This is a genomic window from Paenarthrobacter sp. DKR-5, from assembly GCF_018531425.1.
Taxonomy (GTDB): domain Bacteria; phylum Actinomycetota; class Actinomycetes; order Actinomycetales; family Micrococcaceae; genus DKR-5.
In genome coordinates, this window is record NZ_JAHBOI010000003.1 from 588,822 (window position 1) to 604,952 (window position 16,131).

19 protein-coding genes are annotated in these 16,131 nt (G+C 68.8%); 15 read left to right on the plus strand and 4 right to left on the minus strand.

What is annotated here, in order from left to right; translation table 11 throughout:
• The first annotated feature begins 28 nt into the window (after window positions 1-28).
• Window positions 29-1,996 (plus strand): ATP-dependent DNA helicase, encoded by a 1,968-nt coding sequence (locus KIH31_RS08985; protein ID WP_250545774.1) that lies wholly within the window; start codon window positions 29-31, stop codon window positions 1,994-1,996.
• 71 nt (window positions 1,997-2,067) lie between these two features.
• Here the strand turns inward: KIH31_RS08985 and lexA are convergent, their stop codons facing one another.
• Window positions 2,068-2,799, minus strand: coding sequence for a transcriptional repressor LexA (gene lexA, locus KIH31_RS08990; RefSeq protein WP_214426729.1), 732 nt, complete (start codon window positions 2,797-2,799; stop codon window positions 2,068-2,070).
• 300 nt (window positions 2,800-3,099) lie between these two features.
• On the opposite strand from lexA, the gene KIH31_RS08995 reads away from it, so the two are divergent.
• The 8 genes from KIH31_RS08995 to KIH31_RS09030 all read left to right on the plus strand — a co-directional run bounded on the left by KIH31_RS08995 (window position 3,100) and on the right by KIH31_RS09030 (window position 9,243).
• Window positions 3,100-3,501, plus strand: coding sequence for a LysM peptidoglycan-binding domain-containing protein (locus KIH31_RS08995; RefSeq protein ID WP_214426730.1), 402 nt, complete (start codon window positions 3,100-3,102; stop codon window positions 3,499-3,501).
• 84 nt (window positions 3,502-3,585) lie between these two features.
• Window positions 3,586-4,683, plus strand: coding sequence for a histidinol-phosphate transaminase (locus KIH31_RS09000; RefSeq protein WP_214426731.1), 1,098 nt, complete (start codon window positions 3,586-3,588; stop codon window positions 4,681-4,683).
• A gap of 68 nt (window positions 4,684-4,751) precedes the next feature.
• Window positions 4,752-5,363 carry an imidazoleglycerol-phosphate dehydratase HisB gene (gene hisB, locus KIH31_RS09005; protein ID WP_214426732.1) on the plus strand — a complete coding sequence of 204 codons (612 nt, stop codon included), beginning with the start codon at window positions 4,752-4,754 and terminating at the stop codon, window positions 5,361-5,363.
• Between the two features lie 77 nt (window positions 5,364-5,440).
• Entirely contained in the window at window positions 5,441-6,082 is a 642-nt protein-coding gene (gene hisH, locus KIH31_RS09010; protein ID WP_307857598.1) for an imidazole glycerol phosphate synthase subunit HisH, read from the plus strand.
• Window positions 6,083-6,091: 9 nt separating this feature from the next.
• On the plus strand, window positions 6,092-6,241 hold the full coding sequence (locus KIH31_RS09015) for a hypothetical protein (RefSeq protein ID WP_214426839.1): 150 nt from the start codon (window positions 6,092-6,094) through the stop codon (window positions 6,239-6,241).
• 37 nt (window positions 6,242-6,278) lie between these two features.
• Window positions 6,279-7,025 (plus strand): bifunctional 1-(5-phosphoribosyl)-5-((5-phosphoribosylamino)methylideneamino)imidazole-4-carboxamide isomerase/phosphoribosylanthranilate isomerase PriA, encoded by a 747-nt coding sequence (gene priA / locus KIH31_RS09020; RefSeq protein WP_214426734.1) that lies wholly within the window; start codon window positions 6,279-6,281, stop codon window positions 7,023-7,025.
• A gap of 3 nt (window positions 7,026-7,028) precedes the next feature.
• Window positions 7,029-7,895, plus strand: coding sequence for an SseB family protein (locus KIH31_RS09025; RefSeq protein WP_214426735.1), 867 nt, complete (start codon window positions 7,029-7,031; stop codon window positions 7,893-7,895).
• A 61-nt stretch (window positions 7,896-7,956) separates the two neighbouring features.
• Window positions 7,957-9,243, plus strand: coding sequence for an MFS transporter (locus KIH31_RS09030; protein ID WP_214426736.1), 1,287 nt, complete (start codon window positions 7,957-7,959; stop codon window positions 9,241-9,243).
• A gap of 32 nt (window positions 9,244-9,275) precedes the next feature.
• On the opposite strand, the gene KIH31_RS09035 is transcribed toward KIH31_RS09030, so the two are convergent.
• Window positions 9,276-9,695, minus strand: coding sequence for a DUF1844 domain-containing protein (locus tag KIH31_RS09035; RefSeq protein WP_214426737.1), 420 nt, complete (start codon window positions 9,693-9,695; stop codon window positions 9,276-9,278).
• A 350-nt stretch (window positions 9,696-10,045) separates the two neighbouring features.
• Between KIH31_RS09035 and infC the strand changes: the two genes are divergently transcribed.
• From infC to KIH31_RS09055, 4 genes are all read left to right on the plus strand, one after another.
• Window positions 10,046-11,164, plus strand: a complete 1,119-nt coding sequence (gene infC, locus KIH31_RS09040) for a translation initiation factor IF-3 (RefSeq protein ID WP_374224863.1) — start codon at window positions 10,046-10,048, stop codon at window positions 11,162-11,164.
• Between the two features lie 86 nt (window positions 11,165-11,250).
• Entirely contained in the window at window positions 11,251-11,445 is a 195-nt protein-coding gene (gene rpmI, locus KIH31_RS09045) for a 50S ribosomal protein L35 (protein WP_214426738.1), read from the plus strand.
• A gap of 83 nt (window positions 11,446-11,528) precedes the next feature.
• On the plus strand, window positions 11,529-11,912 hold the full coding sequence (gene rplT, locus KIH31_RS09050) for a 50S ribosomal protein L20 (protein WP_214426739.1): 384 nt from the start codon (window positions 11,529-11,531) through the stop codon (window positions 11,910-11,912).
• A 26-nt stretch (window positions 11,913-11,938) separates the two neighbouring features.
• A complete protein-coding gene (locus tag KIH31_RS09055; RefSeq protein ID WP_214426740.1) occupies window positions 11,939-12,883 on the plus strand; it encodes an RNA methyltransferase in 945 nt (314 codons plus the stop codon).
• Between the two features lie 61 nt (window positions 12,884-12,944).
• Here KIH31_RS09055 and KIH31_RS09060 read toward each other — a convergent pair whose 3' ends face one another.
• Window positions 12,945-13,214 carry a GlsB/YeaQ/YmgE family stress response membrane protein gene (locus KIH31_RS09060; protein WP_214426741.1) on the minus strand — a complete coding sequence of 90 codons (270 nt, stop codon included), beginning with the start codon at window positions 13,212-13,214 and terminating at the stop codon, window positions 12,945-12,947.
• Window positions 13,215-13,384: 170 nt separating this feature from the next.
• On the opposite strand from KIH31_RS09060, the gene KIH31_RS09065 reads away from it, so the two are divergent.
• Window positions 13,385-14,350, plus strand: coding sequence for a cation diffusion facilitator family transporter (locus KIH31_RS09065; RefSeq protein ID WP_214426742.1), 966 nt, complete (start codon window positions 13,385-13,387; stop codon window positions 14,348-14,350).
• Here the strand turns inward: KIH31_RS09065 and KIH31_RS09070 are convergent.
• Window positions 14,319-15,527: an MFS transporter gene (locus KIH31_RS09070; RefSeq protein ID WP_214426743.1), complete on the minus strand. Its 1,209-nt coding sequence runs from the start codon at window positions 15,525-15,527 to the stop codon at window positions 14,319-14,321. The two genes, KIH31_RS09065 and KIH31_RS09070, sit on opposite strands and share 32 nt — an antisense overlap.
• A 108-nt stretch (window positions 15,528-15,635) precedes the next feature.
• Here KIH31_RS09070 and KIH31_RS09075 point away from each other — a divergent pair, with 108 nt between their 5' ends.
• Window positions 15,636-16,070 (plus strand): (deoxy)nucleoside triphosphate pyrophosphohydrolase, encoded by a 435-nt coding sequence (locus KIH31_RS09075; protein WP_214426744.1) that lies wholly within the window; start codon window positions 15,636-15,638, stop codon window positions 16,068-16,070.
• The last annotated feature ends 61 nt before the right edge of the window (window positions 16,071-16,131 follow it).

A 16,131-nucleotide genomic window follows, 5' to 3' on the forward strand; every position in this document is an offset into this window, starting at 1 on the left:
CCGCCTGCTGGACACCGCGGTGTCCGCTATGGGCGGACAGATGCGCACCGGCCAGCACGAGATGGCACGGCAGGTGTCCGAAAGCATCGAGACCGGCCGGCACCTTCTGGTGCAGGCCGGCACCGGCACCGGAAAGTCACTCGCCTACCTGACCCCGCTGATCGCCCACGCGGTCGAATCGGACAAGCCGTCCCTGGTGTCCACTGCGACGCTGGCCCTGCAGGCGCAGATCGTCGGCAGGGACCTGCCGCGCCTGCTCGAAGCAGTAACCCCGGAGCTGGACCGCGAGGTCAAAGTGGCGCTGGTGAAAGGCCGCAGCAACTACGTCTGCCGGCACAAGGTCGGCGGCGGCTTTCCCGGGGAAGAACCGCAGGACGGGCAGCTGTTCAGCCTCGGCGAGGACACCAGTGTGCCGCACCTGCCCGGCCAGACCGCCGGTCCAAGCAGCGCCCTGGGTCGCGAGGTCGTCCGGCTGCGCGAATGGGCCGAGGAAACCGAGACAGGGGACCGGGACGAGCTCATGCCCGGGGTGAGCGATCGTGCCTGGCGGCAGGTGTCCGTGAGCGCGATGGAGTGCCTGGGCCCGCAGCGCTGCCCGGTGGCCGAGGAGTGCTTCAGCGAACTGGCCCGGCGCAAGGGCGCCGAGGCTGACATCGTCGTCACCAATCACGCCATGCTTGCGATCAGCGCCTTCGAGGGGCTCGCTGTGCTGCCGGAGTACGACGTCGTCGTGGTTGACGAGGCCCACGAACTTCAGGACCGGGTGACCGGCGCCGTTTCGGGGCAGTTGTCGGTCGCGATGGTGCAGGCAGCTGCCGCCGCGGCCCGGCGGCACACCGCCATCAGTGTCGACGCGCTGACGACCGCCGCCGCCAACCTCGAGGCCGCCCTGGCGGGAGTCCCGAACGGGCTGCTGCCCTCGGGCCCCAACGAGGAGCAGCTCACCTGCCTGGACAACCTCCGGGATGCCTGCCGGGCAGCGCTCTCGGACTCGAAGGGCGACGCTTCCAACGCCGGCGACGGCGGACGGCAGATCGCGCGGTCCAGGCTTTCACTCATCCTGGAACTGTGCGACCGTCTGCTCGAAGCGAAGCAGCAGGGCGAAGTCGTGTGGATCTCGCGCGCCTCGACCTTTGACCCGCAGCAGGGCTACTCGGCGCCGGATGATTCCGCGCCGGCACTGCTGAATATTGCGCCGCTGAGCGTCGCGGGAAAGCTTCGGCAGGGGCTTTTCGCGGACCACACCGTGGTGCTGACCTCCGCCACCCTTGCCATCGGCGCGGCCTTCGAGCCTGCCGCCGGGGCGCTGGGACTGCTGGGCGACGGGGCTCCGGCCTGGACCGGCGTCGACGTCGGCTCGCCGTTCGACTACCCGCGCCAGGGGATGCTCTACGTGGCCTCCCAGCTGCCCAAGCCGTCCCGCGGCACCTCACCGGAGGCTCTGGCTGAACTGGAGGCGCTGATCACGGCCGCCAACGGCGGTGCCCTGTGCCTGTTCTCCTCGCGCCGCGCCGCCGAGGATGCGGCTGACGCGCTCCGGTCCAAGCTGGGGGTGGAAATTCTTTGCCAGGGCGAGTCGTCGATGGCGGCCCTGGTCAAGCAGTTCGGCGACGAACCGGACACCTGCCTCTTCGGCACTATGTCCCTATGGCAGGGCGTGGATGTTCCGGGCAACTCCTGCCGGCTCGTGGTGATTGACAGGATCCCTTTCCCGCGCCCCGATGACCCGCTGATGACTGCACGCTCGCGCGCGGTGGCGCAGGCCGGAGGAAACGGGTTCATGAGTGTCTCCGCCACCCATGCCGCCGTGCGGCTGGCGCAGGGAGCGGGCCGGCTGATCCGGTCCACCGGCGACAGGGGAGTGGTGGCCGTGCTGGACCCGCGGCTGGCGACCGAACGCTACGGTTCATTCCTGCGTGCGGCGCTTCCGCCGTTCTGGCCCACGACGGACCGGGCGACAGTGCTCGCGGCCCTGCAGCGGCTCGCCAAGGGCTGACGGCGCCCGGCTGACGCAGTGAAGCCCCGGGCGCGCCCGGGGCTTCACTGCGTCAAATGGAGGTCATAAAGCTAGATCGAGCGCAGCACGGAGACGACCTTGCCCATGATGGTTGCCTTGTCTCCGAGGATCGGCTCGTATCGGGTGTTCTGCGGCAGCAGCCAGGTGTGGCCGTCCCGCTGCCGGAAGGTCTTCACGGTCGCTTCGTCGTCGAGCAGCGCCGCCACGATGTCACCGTTCACGGCGTCGTTCTGGCGCCGGACCACCACCCAGTCGCCGTCGCAGATGGCCGCGTCGATCATCGAATCGCCGGCCACCTTCAGCATGAAGAGTTCGCCGTGCCCGACAAGCTGGCGCGGCAGGGGCAGCACGTCCTCGACCATCTGGTCCGCGAGGATCGGACCGCCGGCGGCGATGCGGCCGACGAGCGGGACCATGGCCGTGTCGGTGGCGCTGGCAAGTTCCGCGACCGCCAGGCCGGTGGCGCTGCGCAGCTTTTCCGGTTCGTCGACGCCGGTGATGCCGCCGCCGGCTTCGTCAAGAGTCAACGGGATGAGTACCTCCATGGCCCGCGGACGCTTTGGATCGCGGCGGAGGTAGCCCAGCTTCTCCAGCTGGGAGAGCTGATGCGTGACGCTGGAAAGACTAGCCAGGCCGACCGTGTCGCCGATCTCCCTCATCGAGGGCGGATACCCGTTGGTGTTGACCGAACGCTGAATGGTTTCCAGGATCTTCTTCTGGCGCACGGTGAGGCTCTTCGTGCTCCGTCCGCCCGGACGGGCAGGTGCTCCCTGGAGTGCCATGCTTCGGATCCTCTCGCCGCTCATCGCTGCTGAATCATTGGGTCGATCCCGTTTTGTCGGTGGCAGCTGATGAGCTGTTTCCTGCAGCCGACCTTGTGTCCAAGGTAGGCGAGCAGGAAGTCAATATCAAACATTTGTTCTAGCGCGTCTCGACATTATTCGTTGATAGATGCTAAAACTGTACGAAGTGAGAATCGAACATACGTTCGAATCGAAGATCACCGCCCGGCATGATGAGCCGTCCGCATCTTCGAACCGGACGTCCAGTCTTACGAAAACCGACGCAGGAAGGGCGGGGACATGACCTCCTCCACATTCAATTCCGCTTCACCGATCTCCCGGACGCGCGAGGCCACGCCGGCCGGCAGCCGACGCCCGGCGCCGCACGGACGCCTCCGGCTGACCCGCCGCGGCCGGATCGTGCTCATCGGTCTGCCGCTGCTGCTCCTCGCCGCCGTGCTGTTGACCGTTCTGGGCTTCTTCACTTCCCCTGCCAAGGCATCCTCCACCCGGGACAGCTTGGCCGTGACGAGCTCGGTGAAGGTCACCGTCGGATCCGGCCAGACCCTGTGGGCGATCGCCGGTGCGGTCGACCCGCAGCGTGACCCGCGCGACGTCGTCGCGGACATCGTGGAGCTGAACCACCTCGACACTTCCGTGGTCCGGCCCGGCCAGGTGCTCTTTGTTCCGTCGGCGGCCTGAGCTCCGGCTCCACGCGGCCGCAGCCTGTAGCGCCTGAGGCGGTCACAATTCGGTGCTCCGGCCGCGCTCGCTTAAACTGAATTAGTGAACGAACAGCTCGACCGCCTCAGCAGACTTCCCCTTCGCGACGATCTGCGCGGTCAGCATCCCTACGGCGCACCGCAGCTGGACGTGCCGATCCTGCTCAACGTCAACGAGAACACCCACGACGTCCCGGACGAGGTCCGCGAGGCGATCGTCAAAGCAGTGGATGAGGCTGTGACCGGGATCAACCGCTACCCGGACCGCGAATTCACCGAGCTGCGCCAGGCGCTGGCCGACTATCTGGGCCACGGTCTGCGCGCCGAGAACCTCTGGGCGGCCAATGGATCGAACGAGGTCCTCCAGCAGATCCTCCAGGCTTTCGGTGGCCCGGGACGCACCGCAATGGGCTTCCCTCCCACCTACTCGATGTACCCGCTGCTGGCGAGCGGCACGGGGACCGCGTACCTCAAGGGCGTCCGCGCCGACGACTACGACCTCACCGCCGAATCCGCCGCGGCGCAGGTGCGCGAACAGGCCCCGAACATTGTCTTCCTCTGCTCGCCGAACAACCCGACCGGAACCGCCCTCGGCCTCGACGTGATCGAAGCTGTGTACGAGGCCGGCGAAGCGCAGCAGGCCATTGTCATCGTGGACGAGGCATACGCCGAATTCGCCCACGCGGGCACCCCCAGCGCCCTGAGCCTGCTCCCCGGGCGCGAGCGACTGCTGGTCTCGCGCACCATGAGCAAGGCCTTCGCCCTGGCCGGGGCGCGGGTCGGCTATCTCGCAGCCGCGCCCGAGGTCGCCGACGCGCTCCGTCTGGTCCGGTTGCCCTACCACCTCTCGGCCATCACCCAGGCGACCGCTCTGGCCGCCCTGCGGCACTCCTCCCAGTTGCTGGCCAACGTCGAGGACATCAAGGTACAGCGGGACCGGATCGTCGAGGGCCTGCGCGCCCTCGGCCTGACGCCGTCGCCGTCCGATTCCAACTTCGTCTTCTTCGGCGGCCTCCAGGATTCACACCGCATCTGGGAAGGCCTGCTCGAAGCCGGCGTGCTGGTGCGCGACGTCGGAATCCCCGGCCATCTGCGGGTCACTGCCGGTACCGAGGCTGAGACAACAGCCTTCCTGGACCGGCTGGGCGAACTGCTGGCTTAGGCCGGCGCCACCGTCTTCTAGACTTAATGCGAAGCATTCTTCCTTCCCTAGCTAAGGATCAGCAGCTCATGAGCAATCCCGCGCAGCGTTCGGCCCGTTTCGAGCGCGCGACCAGCGAGTCCTCGGTGCTCGTGGAACTGAACCTGGACGGCACCGGTGTCTCCGACATCGACACCTCCGTGCCGTTCTACGACCACATGCTCACCGCCCTGTCCAAGCACTCCCTGATCGACCTGACCGTCAAGGCCACCGGCGACACCCACATCGACGTGCACCACACTGTCGAGGACGTGGCGATCACGTTCGGCGAAGTGCTGCGCACGGCGCTCGGCAACAAGGCCGGCATCCGCCGCTTCGGCGAGGCTACGGTGCCGCTGGACGAAGCGCTGGCACACGCCGTCGTCGACGTCTCGGGCCGGCCGTATCTGGTGCACGGCGGGGAACCGGCGGGCCAGGAATACCACCTGATCGGCGGCCACTTCACCGGATCCCTGACCCGGCACGTGTTCGAAGCCATCACGCTGCACGCGCAGATCTGCCTGCACATGCGGGTACTGGGCGGCCGCGACCCGCACCACATTGTCGAAGCGCAGTTCAAGGCGTTCGCGCGCGCCCTCCGGGCCGCCGTCGAGCCGGATCCGCGGGTCGAGGGCATCCCCTCGACCAAGGGTTCCCTGTGAGCGGCGAAGCGGCGGCGTCCACCGGGGCCGACCGGCCCGCCGCAGGTGCAGCCGGCGAGGACAGGCCGGCGGTCACCGTGCTGGATTACGGTTCCGGCAATGTGCGTTCCGCGGTGCGCGCGCTCGAACGCGCCGGAGCCCGGGTGACCCTCAGCGCCAAGGCCGAGGACGTGCTCAACGCCGACGGCCTCGTCGTGCCCGGCGTCGGCGCCTTCGCGACCGTGATGAAGGAACTCCGGGACGTGGACGCGATCCGGATGATTGGACGCCGGGTGGCCGGCGGCCGTCCCGTGCTGGCCATCTGCGTGGGCCTGCAGATCCTGTTCGAGGAGGGCGTCGAGCACGGCACAACCGAGCCCGGCATGGGGGAATGGCCGGGCAAGGTCGAACTGCTGCCCGCCGACGTCGTACCGCACATGGGCTGGAATACGGTCTCCGCGCCCGAGGGCAGCATGCTGTTCGAGGGCGTCGAGCAGGAACGGTTCTACTTCGTCCACTCCTACGGGGTGCAAAAATGGGAGTTCGACGTGACGCACGCCGGCATCAAACCGCCGATGGTGACGTGGTCCGAGCACGGCGCTCCCTTCATCGCCGCCGTCGAGAACGGCCCCCTCTGCGCCACCCAGTTCCACCCGGAGAAGTCCGGGGATGCCGGGGCGAGGCTGCTGCGCAACTGGGTCAACTCGCTGCGCAAGGCCCCCGGAACGGCGGCTGCCTGAATGTGGTCCGTGGCACTCTTCGGCGTAGCCGGCCTGCTGGCCGGCGGCGCGCTGTCCTTCCGCAAGCAGGGCAAACCGGCCTGGACCTGGATCGCGTTCTGGGTTTTGGCTGCCATGGCAGTCCTGGCGGCGTTCCTGCTGACCATGCCGGCCAGCTGACCCAGATTTCCGCACCAATCCGAGGAGACACCCTTCGATGACAACCGACAACGCCATCCTTGAACTGCTGCCCGCGGTCGACGTCGCCGACGGCCAGGCGGTACGCCTGGTCCAGGGCGAGGCCGGCAGCGAGACCAGCTACGGGGCACCGCTCGACGCCGCACTGGCATGGCAGAACGACGGCGCCGAATGGGTGCACCTGGTGGACCTGGACGCCGCCTTCGGCCGCGGGTCGAACCTGGAGCTGCTGCGCGGCGTCGTCGAGCGGCTGAGCATCAAGGTGGAACTCTCCGGCGGCATCCGGGACGATGAGTCCCTCGAACGCGCCCTCGAACTCGGCGCCGCGCGCGTCAACCTCGGCACGGCCGCCCTGGAGAACCCGGACTGGACCCGCCGGGCCATCGAGCGGTTCGGCGACCAGGTTGCAGTGGGACTGGACGTGCGCGGCACGACCCTCGCTGCCCGCGGATGGACGAAGGAGGGCGGGGACCTCTGGGAGGTGCTGGCCCGTCTCGAGGACGCCGGCTGCGCGCGTTACGTGGTCACGGACGTGACCAAGGACGGCACGCTGAAGGGCCCGAACGTCGAGCTGCTCCGTGAGGTCCTCGAACGCACCGGCAAGCCGGTCGTGGCTTCGGGCGGCATTTCCAGCCTCCAGGACCTGAAGGACCTGCGGGAGCTGGTGCCGCTTGGGCTGGAGGGTGCGATCGTCGGCAAGGCCCTCTACGCCGGAGCCTTCACCCTGCCCGAGGCGCTCGACGTCGCCGGCCGGCGCACGCACTGACGCATGGCTGACGCGCAGCGACGCGAACTGCCCGGGCACATCGCCGCGGCCCTGGCCGGTGCGGGCGGCCCGGCCGACTCCGCAGGACAGCCGTGGGCGGGCCGGGATCTGACAAGCGCCGCCGCACCGACGCACCAGTTCGACGACGACGACGGTTCGGCCGACCCCGGTTACGCGGCGGCCGTAGCCGCTCTCCGGTCCGGGTCCGGGACCGAAGCAGGAGTGGTCGCAGCGCTGGCCACCGCCCGGGTCTTCGTGCCGGTTGTGGCCGCCCTCGCGGAGGAATCCGAAGGCGCCGGGGGACTGCAGGCGGACAAACAGGCCGATATGGCGCTGGTGACGCTGAAAGCTCCGGACGGCCGGAGGGCGCTGCCCGCGTTCAGCTCCGCAGCGGCTCTGGAGGCATGGCACCCGCAGGCGCGGCCGGTGGCGGTTTTCGCCCCGCGGGCCGCCCTCTCCGCCGTCGCCGAGGACGCCCAGCTGATGGTCCTGGACCCCGGGGCCGACTTCACGTTCGTCGTTCGCCGGCCCGCGCTCTGGGCCCTGGCCCGGCAGCAGCCCTGGGTCCCCAGCTACGAAGATCCCGCCGTGGCGGAGGCCGCCGCGGGTGTTAGATTGGACGCGTCCGAGATCGAGAGCGTCACGGTGCACCGGGCAACCGGCACCGGCAGCGTCGATGCCTGCGGACGAAGGGTCGACGGCGGGGGACCGGGTCCCGAACTGCGGATTGTGCTGCAGGTCAGGGATGGTCTCGACGCCGCGGCGCTGCAGCGGCTCGTGGACCGGGCACAGCAGCACTGGGCCCGGAACGAAGTGTTCGCGGAGCGTGTTGACTCACTCGACCTCAGTGTCCAGCGCGCCCAGGGATAGCTGACCGCACGCCGCCCGGGACCCGGAGGCCGGCGGTTCAGCCGGTTGAAGGTAGTTCCTCGTGAATTTCGCTCGGTACAAAGAGCTCTTGGGTGTTCCCCAAGTGCGCCGGCTTTTGCTGGTGGCGATGCTGGCCCGCTTCCCGCATTCCGCGGCAGGGGTGCTGCTCACCCTGCATGTCGTCGGCACGCTGCAACGCGGCTATGGTGCCGCCGGCGCGGTGGCGGCGGCAATCACGGTCGGTATCGCCGTGGGGGCGCCGTGGCGTGGGCGGCGAGTGGACAGTTCCGGACTGCGCGCGGCCCTGGTGCCTTCGGTGATTGCCGAGGCCGTCATCTGGTGCACCGCACCCTTCCTGCCATATGAGCTGCTCGTGCCCGTGGCCGTGCTCGGCGGCCTGTTCGCGCTGCCGATCTTCTCGGTGGTCCGCCAGTCCCTGGGCGTCATGGTCTCCGCGGAGCAGCGCCGGACCGCCTACGCACTGGACTCGGTGGGCACCGAGATCACGTTCATGGTGGGCCCGGCAGCCGGCGTGGTGCTGGCGACCGCGCTGCCGAGCACCGTGGGCCTGGTCCTGATCGGGGTGTCCTCCTCCCTGGCGGGAGTGTTCCTCATGTGGTTCAACCCGCCCACGCGCACCGGCCACCGCGGCTCGTTCGTGCACGAGGGAGCCGACGACGTCGAGTGCATGGAGGAGATTTCCCCGGCCGAGGCGAAGGCCAGCAGCTCCTACGCGGGCGCGAACGCGGTGGCGCGCCTGTTCGGCCGCGCGCGCTCGAATTTCCACTGGATCACGCCGGCCATCATCGCCGTCCTCGGCGCCGCGGCCGGGTCCGGCCTGGTGCTCTCCGGTACGGACGTCGGCATCGTTGCGCTGCTGCGCGAGGGTGACCACGTCAAGGAACTGGGCCTGGTGTTCCTGTTCTGGTGCGCGGCGTCGGTCGTCGGCGGCCTTGTCTACGGGGCCCTGCACCGGCCCGTCTCGCCGCTGCTGTTGCTGGCAGCCATGGGGGCGCTCACCGTTCCGATGGGGTTCGCCCACGACACCTGGTGGCTCGCGCTCCTGTCGGTCCCGCCGGGACTGCTCTGCGCGCCGACGCTCTCCGCGGCGACCGAAAGCGTGGCATCCCTCGTCGCGGAGGAGCGCCGCGGCGAAGCCATGGGGTGGTACGGGTCAGCCCTGACGGCCGGCAGCGCGCTGGGATCCCCGCTGGCCGGCGTGGCCATCGACGTGGTCGGCCCCTGGGCGGGCTTTGCCCTGGTTGGCGTGCTCGCCGTGCTGCTGTGCACGGCGGGGTGGACGGTCCGCGGCGCGCGGCGCCGCAGGGTCTCCGGGCTGGCCCGCTAGGGCCTGCCCGGGTGCGGTTTCGTTGATGCGGGCTAGTTGACCGGGCCGGTGAACTTCTCGCCGGGACCCTTTCCGGGCGCGTCCGGGATCGAGGATGCCTCGCGGAACGCGAGCTGAAGGGAACGCAGGCCGTCGCGCAACGGTCCGGCGTGCTGGCTGCCGATTTCCGGGGCGGCCGCTGTCACGAAACCGGCCAGGGCCGTGATCAGCTTGCGGGCCTCGTCCAGGTCCTTGAGCTCCTCGGCATCGGGCCCGGCGGCCAGCCCGCATTTCACGGCGGCGGCGCTCATCAGGTGCACTGCCGCGGTGGTGATGACCTCGACGGCGGGCACCTCGGCGATGTCCCGCATCTCCTGTGCCGCTTCCGCCTCGGCGTCGTGGCCGCCCCCGGCTTCGGGTTCGAAGCTGTAGCGGGCGGCGTCGGGCGAAGGATTACTGTCTGGGGTGCTCATACTGGTAAGCTTGTCACAGACCGACTGGATGTCGTTAGTCCGCATGGGCGGCCCGAGGGTGAACTCACCGTGAACCTTCGGGAAGTGTAGCGGGATAAAGATGTCCAGTTAGCAAGTGGAGACCTCTCCCACCCTTCGACCCTCGCGGACGCCGCGCAGGAGTTGCCGGGTACCGGTCGGTCCGAAGGAACCATGTTCCCGAGGTTTGCGTTGTGCACCGACTCCTGAGGCTTCCATTTGCGCCAGCAACTGGGGGCCTTCTTCATTTGCCGGCGGTGACCAGGACTTCAAGCAAACAGGAGCTACACATTAGCGAGCCACGAATCAACGATCGGATCCGCGTCCCGGAGGTGCGGTTGGTAGGACCGGCTGGAGAGCAGGTTGGTATCGTCCGCATTGAGGACGCCCTCCGTCTTGCCGCCGAATCCGACCTTGATCTTGTTGAGGTTGCCCCGCAGGCTAAACCGCCTGTGGCCAAGCTCATGGATTTTGGCAAGTACAAGTACGAAGCTGCTGTCAAGGCCCGCGAGGCCCGGAAGAACCAGACGAACACTGTTCTGAAGGAAATCCGCTTCCGCCTCAAGATCGACACCCACGACTACGAGACCAAGCGCGGGCACGCCCTGCGGTTCCTCGGCGCCGGGGACAAGGTCAAGGCCATGATCCAGTTCCGTGGACGTGAGCAGCAGCGCCCCGAAATGGGTATCCGCCTGCTGCAGCGCTTCGCCGACGACGTCGCCGAGGTCGGGGTGGTCGAATCCTCCCCGCGCATCGACGGACGCAACATGGTCATGGTCATCGGTCCGCTGAAGAACAAGGCCGAAGCGAAGGCCGAGGCCCGGCGCGCGACCCAGCGCGCGGAGGCGAAGGCCGCCAACGAGGCGAAGACCCACGTGAATGTCTCCGGGGAAGCGCCGATGACGCAGTCGCTGGCGGACCTGCTGCCGGAAGGTTTCGGCCAGGCGTCCCGCGAGGAGGCACCGGAGGCTGCGGAGGTTCCGGCAGCCGCCGAGACGTCCGAAGCGAAGGCGCCCGAGGCTGCCGCCGTGCAGCCCGAGGCGGCTCCGGCCAAGGAGGAGGCTCCGGCCGCTCCCGCGCCGAAGACCGCTCCGGCTCCTGAGGCCAAGGCGGCTGCGGCTCCCAAGGCTGCGGCAGCACCTGCCGCCAAGGCCCCGGAAGCCAAGGCCCCGGAAGCCAAGGCCCCGGAAGCCAAGGCCCCGGAAGCGAAGGCTCCGGCGGCGCCCAAGGCTCCCGCTGCACCGAAGGCTCCGGCTCCCAAGGCTCCGGCTGCGCCGAAGCCCGCCGCGTCGTCGCCCGCGCCGAAGCCCGCCGCGTCGTCGCCTGCGCCGATGCCCAAGCCTGTGCCGAGGCCCGCACCCGTGCCCAAGCCCGCGGCACGCGCAGCGGCGCCGAAGCCCGGCACCAAGCCGGCTGCGAAGCCGGCGGGGCGCAAGCCCTCCGCCGACTAGGCAACACAGATCCATCAGGAACCGGCACCGGTTCCTGGAAGAGCCGCGGGCTTTGGCCCGAGGAAAACGTAAGGAGAACGGCAGCCATGCCGAAGCAGAAGACACACAGTGGAGCAAAGAAGCGCTTCAAGCTCACCGGCAGCGGCAAGCTGAAGCGCCAGCAGGCCAACCGCCGTCACTACCTGGAGCACAAGTCCTCCACGTTGACGCGCCGCCTCGCCAGCGATCAGATCGTGTCCAAGGCTGACGCCAAGGGCATCAAGAAGATGCTCGGCCTCTAGTTCCAGACCATCGGCCCTCGGGCCGTTCCAAAAAGCCATCTCAGGCTTGCTAGGTCTGGGAGATTGATCGAAGGAGTACGCACGTGGCACGTGTGAAGCGGGCAGTAAACGCCCACAAGAAGCGCCGGGTAATTCTCGAGCGCGCATCCGGCTACCGCGGCCAGCGTTCGCGGCTGTACCGCAAGGCCAAAGAGCAGGTCACGCACTCGCTGGTCTACAGCTACAATGACCGCCGCAAGAAGAAGGGCGACTTCCGCCGCCTTTGGATCCAGCGCATCAACGCTGCGTCCCGCGCCAATGGCCTGACCTACAACCGCCTGATCCAGGGCCTGAAGGCCGCTGCCATCGAGGTTGACCGCCGCATGCTGGCCGAGCTCGCCGTCTCCGACGCTGCCGCTTTCGCCGGACTGGTCAAGCTGGCCAAGAACGCGCTGCCGGAGGACACCTCCGCGCCGGCACAGGCCTGACGGCCGCACGCCGGCTGACAGCTGCGTTGACTGAGACCGGGCGCCCGCAAGCGCTGCCGATGTCCAACCCCCGGGCCGACCGGGTTCGGAACATCGCCAGGCTTGCCGGGCGCCCGGCCCGTTTAAGGCGCCGGCAGTTCCTGGCCGAAGGGCCGCAGGCTGTCCGCGAGGCCCTCGCCGCGCACCGCGAACGGATCACCGCCGGGGGAGCGGGCCTCGTCCGGGAGGTCTATGCGAGTCCGGCCGTGCTTGACCGGCTGCCCGAACTAGCCGATTTGTGCCGGGACACCGAACTGCGCCTGGCGACCGACGAGGTGCTCGCGGCGCTCAGCGATACGGTCCAGACGCAGGGCATCGTGGCGGTGTGCGATTTCCTGGACCAGGACCTCGGCGCCGTGCTCGCAAGGTCTCCCAAGCTGGTAGCGGTGCTGTGCCAGGTCCGGGATCCGGGCAACGCGGGCACCGTCCTGCGGGCAGCGGACGCGGCGGGTGCCGACGCCGTGGTCTTCACCTCTTCCAGCGTGGACATCTACAACCCGAAAGCTGTTCGGTCCACCGCAGGGTCCCTTTTCCACCTGCCGGTCGTGCTCGGGGCGGAGACGGAAGACCTGGTCGCTGCCTTCCGCGGCGCGGGAATCGGTGTGCTGGCCGCGGACGGCTACGGCAGCCTTGATCTGGACCTGCTGCAGGATGAAAGTGCAGCCAGGCGCCTGACCGGCAGCGATACGCCGTCCGCCTTCAATCTCGAAGCCCCGACCGCCTGGCTGTTCGGTAACGAGGCCCAGGGTCTCTCGGAGACGGAACTGGCGCTGTCGGACCACCGGGTTGCCGTGCCGGTGTACGGTGCGGCCGAAAGCCTGAACGTCGGCACCGCCGCAACGGTCTGCCTCTACGCCAGTGCCCGCGCCCAGCAGCACCGAAGCCCGGACCGGGCACACCGACCGGGCGCAGCGGGCCAACCCGGCGCTTAAAGTCCAGTGGCCCGGTACCTCGCGGTACCGGGCCACTGATGCAGCACTTACTTCCGAGCTATCAAACCCGCTTGTTCCGGCCGGTAACGGCGCCGTAAATGAACGCCACTACCAGACCGCCGATGATTGCGAAGATCCAGGTTCCGAGGTGGAAGAACCCCTGGATCGCGCTGCCACCGAAAATCAGAGCGGAGATGAAGCCACCAACGAGCGCGCCGACCACGCCGAGCACGAGGCTGGTGACCCAGCCGCCCCCGACCCGACCGGGCATGATTGCCTTGACGATGGCTCCAACGATCAGACCTAGGATTATCCAAGCAATAATTCCCATGACTCCTCCTTCAGTAGAGCTAACGGCACAACGGTAGCACTGGCTGAACGCAATTGTCAGCAGGCTTAGGATCGGCGTGGTGCGCGCCGATTCGCCCGAACGGTACCGTTGACCTGGGGCGCGCGCCGCGTGTTCCGGGTTTCGGACCCCTGTGCGGAAGTGGGTGGCTTGTGTCGGCTGGTGGAGGAAGCAAGGCGATTCTGGCGGCGCTGGCGGCCAACCTCTCGATTGCGGCGTTAAAGTTCCTTGCCTTCCTGCTGACGGCCTCGTCTTCGATGCTGGCCGAGTCCATCCACTCGGTGGCGGACTCCGGCAACCAGGCGCTGCTGCTGCTCGGCGGCCGGCGCGCCTCCCGCCAGGCCAGTCCGCAGCACCCGTTCGGCTACGGCCGCGAGAGGTACATCTACGCCTTCATCGTCTCGATCGTGCTGTTCAGCGTCGGGGGACTTTTCGCGCTCTTCGAGGCATATGAGAAGTCCCTTGACCCGCACGGCATCGACGCGCAGTGGGCCTGGGTGCCGGTGGCGGTGCTCGTCGGCTCGATCGCCTTGGAAGGCTTCTCGTTCCGTACAGCGATCAAGGAATCCAACCGCACGCGCGGGTCCCGTAGCTGGGTGGCGTTCATCCGCAGCGCCAAGGCGCCGGAGCTGCCGGTCGTCCTGCTCGAAGACTTCGCCGCCCTGATTGGCCTGGTCCTGGCCCTCTTCGGCGTCGGGCTGACCATCGCCACGGGCAACGGCCTGTGGGACGCCGCCGGCACGGCCCTGATCGGCCTGCTGCTGGTGGGGGTCGCCGCCGTCCTCGCCATCGAAACCAAATCCCTGCTGCTGGGGGAGTCCGCGACGGCGGCGGATGTGCGCAACATCGAGGCCGCCCTGGTGGGCGGGGGAGTGCACCGGATCATTCACCTCAAGACCATGCACCTCGGCCCCGAGGAACTGCTGGTGGCAGCGAAGGTCGCCGTGGACCATGACGCCTCGGGAGCCGACATCGCCGGCACCATCGACGCGGCGGAACGGCGGGTGCGCGAGGCCGTGCCGATCGCCAAGGTCATGTACCTGGAGCCCGACATTTACTCGGCGGCACGGGCGGCCGCCGACGCCGTCAGCGGGCCCGACGCTCCAAACGCCCGCTGAGCAGTGCGATGGCCAGACCGGCCACCGCAAGCACGGCGCCGACCAGTGCCGGAGCGGTGTAGCCCCAGCCCCAGGAAATGACCAGGCCGCCCAGGAAGGCGCCCAGGGCGTTGGCAATGTTCAGGCCCGCGTGGTTCAGGGAAGCGGCGAGCGACTGGGCGCCCGGGGAGACATCCATCAGACGGGTCTGCAGGCCCGGGATCAGCATCGACCCCGAGGTGCCCACCACCAGGACCAGCAGCAGGGCGGTCCAGACGGCGTGCACGGCAATGCTGAAGACCACCAGCACGACGGCGACCACTGCCATGCCTGCGTAAATGCTGCCCAGCACCGACCGGTCCGCTGCCCGGCCGCCGATGATGTTGCCCAGGATCATGCCCACCCCGTACAGCGCCACCACCACCGGCAGCCACTGCGCCGGCACCCCGGCAACATCGGTCATGGTCGGGGCGATATAGGTGTAGACGGCGAAGAACCCGCCGAAGCCCACGACAGCGACGAGAAGCGTCAGCCACACCTGGGGGCGGCGCAGGGCGACGAGTTCGCCCCTGATGCTGGCGTCCGCCGGGGCAGGCTGGGCAGGCACGAAGCGCGCGATCGCGGCCACTGTAGCCAGCCCGACAGCACCGACCAGGAGGAAGAGCAGGCGCCAGCCGAACTGCTGGCCGACAAAGGTGGCCAGCGGCACGCCGGCCACGTTCGCAATCGAGAGCCCAAGCATCACCATGCCCACCGAGCGGGCACGTTTGGTGGGCGCGACGAGTGAGGCGGCGACGACGGCGGCCACACCGAAGTACGCCCCGTGCGGCAGCCCGGAGATGAACCGCGTCACCATCAGCGAACCATAGTCGGGGGCGAAGAATGACGAGAGGTTGCCGAGCGTGAAGAGCACCATCAGGCCCAGGACCAAGTGCTTGCGCGCCAGCCGGGCCGTGACCGCCGTCAGCACCGGCGCGCCGACGACGACGCCGAGCGCGTACGCGGAGATCAGGTGACCGGCCTCGGGAATGCCGACCTTGACGCCGGCGGCGACATTCGGGAGCAGGCCCATCATGGCGAACTCGGTGGTGCCGATGCCGAAGCCGCCCAGCGCCAGGGCGGCGATGGCGAGCCCGGTCCGGACGGGCCGGCGCCCGGTGCCGGCCGGAGAGATGGCGGTGGAAACGGTGCTGCTCATGGACGGTTCTTTCGCTAGGGTGCGGGCGGGCGGAAGAACGTCGCTGTCCTGTTCCATCGTAGAGTCGCAACCGTCCGCGGGCCCCCGTTATGCCCCTACACTGGGGGCGTGGCAGATGCAGCTGAACTCAAGCAGGTCGTCGGCGCGGCGATCGTGGACTCCCTTTCCAGCCCGCTGAGGCTGCTGGCCGCCCGTCGCAGCGCGCCGGAGGCGCTGGCGGGGCTTTGGGAGTTCCCCGGGGGCAAGGTGGAAGCGGGTGAGGGACCCGAAGAGGCACTGCACCGGGAACTGCACGAGGAACTCGGCGTAGGGGTGCGCCTGGGCGGCGAGCTGACCGGCCCGTCCCCGGCCGGCTGGCCGTTGAACGAGCGGGCCGCCATGCGCGTGTGGTTCAGCGAGATCGCCCACGGCGAGCCCGCGCCCCTTGAGGACCACGACGAGCTGCGCTGGGTGTCCGTGCTCGCGCCGGAGGAGCTGCTCGGCTTGGACTGGATTCCCGCCGACCTGCCGATTGTGGAGGCACTTCTGCGCTCCCTGCGGTAACGCGCATGTAACGGGTTGCTGGCGATACTGGGGCTGTTTCCCGCATCCAGTTCAAGGAGCA

Coding starts and splice junctions, on each gene's coding strand:
- rpmI (WP_214426738.1), top strand. CDS start 11,251: ATGCCGAAGCAGAAGACACACAGTGGAGCAAAGAAGCGCTTCAAGCTC.
- KIH31_RS08985 (WP_250545774.1), top strand. CDS start 29: ATGGGCGGACAGATGCGCACCGGCCAGCACGAGATGGCACGGCAGGTG.
- priA (WP_214426734.1), top strand. CDS start 6,279: ATGACAACCGACAACGCCATCCTTGAACTGCTGCCCGCGGTCGACGTC.
- KIH31_RS08995 (WP_214426730.1), top strand. CDS start 3,100: ATGACCTCCTCCACATTCAATTCCGCTTCACCGATCTCCCGGACGCGC.
- KIH31_RS09070 (WP_214426743.1), bottom strand. CDS start 15,527: ATGAGCAGCACCGTTTCCACCGCCATCTCTCCGGCCGGCACCGGGCGC.
- lexA (WP_214426729.1), bottom strand. CDS start 2,799: ATGGCACTCCAGGGAGCACCTGCCCGTCCGGGCGGACGGAGCACGAAG.
- KIH31_RS09025 (WP_214426735.1), top strand. CDS start 7,029: ATGGCTGACGCGCAGCGACGCGAACTGCCCGGGCACATCGCCGCGGCC.
- KIH31_RS09035 (WP_214426737.1), bottom strand. CDS start 9,695: ATGAGCACCCCAGACAGTAATCCTTCGCCCGACGCCGCCCGCTACAGC.
- hisB (WP_214426732.1), top strand. CDS start 4,752: ATGAGCAATCCCGCGCAGCGTTCGGCCCGTTTCGAGCGCGCGACCAGC.
- KIH31_RS09060 (WP_214426741.1), bottom strand. CDS start 13,214: ATGGGAATTATTGCTTGGATAATCCTAGGTCTGATCGTTGGAGCCATC.